The following is a 1226-nucleotide window of genomic DNA, read 5'->3' on the forward strand; positions in this document are numbered from 1 at the left end:
CAATCTTTTTTTGATTTCTTCGGCTTTGCCTTGCGCAGCCATTAATTTATCGAACATGTAATTATAATTTTAGGATCAAAAGTAAAAATTAAAAACGCCTTTTATACAACTCCAGCATTGCACAAAATAACTTGAAGTGCAGCAAAAGGTTTTAATAGGCAAAAAATTTAACAGAAAGATTACAAGGTTATGCCACGACGGAGAGCCGTTTATTTAAGATTGCTTACTTATTGATGCCGGTAATTTGAAGCTCCACACGCCTATCTGCTTTTTCACCTTTGCCTAATGGAAAATTGGCCATCATTCCTTTGTAGCTAAGCCGTTTAGGATCCACACCTTTGTAAATCAGGTAATCGTAAATGATTTTTGCCCTAGCTTGAGAGAGGTTGTATTCGCCCGTTTCGAAATCTTTTACATCCCTACCGGGAGGATTACAGCAGATATGCCCTAATATGGCAATGTTATATTGTTTTTTTTCCTTGATAATTTTAGTGATTCTTTCCAGCACGGGGATTGATTCTTGTAAAAGAACAGATCGGCTGTTTTCAAAAAGGATATTTTCCAATACAATTTTATCCCCAACCTTAAGCGTGTCAGACAGGATGTTGTCATTGGAATGAAGTGTTTTGGCCACATAGCCAATTACTAAATCCACCCTTCTATTGTAAGCTCGCTGCTCTATTACATTTTGCGGATTTGCCAAGTTGACCTTCCCATTGCCCGTTAAAAGTTTCACTTTATCAGTGTTAATGGCTAATTCTTCCAGCAACGCCTTAATGTAATTGGCTCGCTTTACCGAAAGCGTATCGTTATAGCCTTTTCTACCTCTATCATCACAATAACCCAATATAGAAATAGAAGTAATTTCTTTGGTATCAAGTTCGCTTACAAACTGCTTAAAGGCCTCTTTTTGTCGTTCGTCCAATACACTTAGGTCTGTTTCAAAAAAGAAACTAGTAATCTTTTGCGTTTGCGCAAAAACGGTTCTGGAAGAGAGAACGAAACAGAAGAGGATTAATATCAAACCCTTATTTAGCATAGATGTACATCATTTGGCCACATAAAGATAAAAAAACTTAGTTCTTTACAAAAAAAGCGGCCGAATTAACGTACAACTATGTTGGATATTAGGGCTTCGCTCTCAAATAAGGCGATGGCCAATGCGCTTCGTCGCCAAGCTCAGCAGCTGCCGATAATGGAAAGTATGGATTTCTCAGCAGCTCTCT

General features: G+C 37.9%; 1 protein-coding gene. It reads right to left on the minus strand.

Annotated features, from left to right (window positions below; all coding sequences use genetic code 11):
• Window positions 1–223: 223 nt before the first annotated feature.
• Window positions 224–1039, minus strand: coding sequence for an OmpA family protein (locus tag DUT69_RS18955; RefSeq protein WP_113638283.1), 816 nt, complete (start codon window positions 1037–1039; stop codon window positions 224–226).
• Between the last annotated feature and the right edge of the window lie 187 nt (window positions 1040–1226).

It is taken from the genome of Pedobacter namyangjuensis (assembly GCF_003313325.1).
GTDB classification, from domain to species: domain Bacteria; phylum Bacteroidota; class Bacteroidia; order Sphingobacteriales; family Sphingobacteriaceae; genus Pedobacter; species Pedobacter namyangjuensis.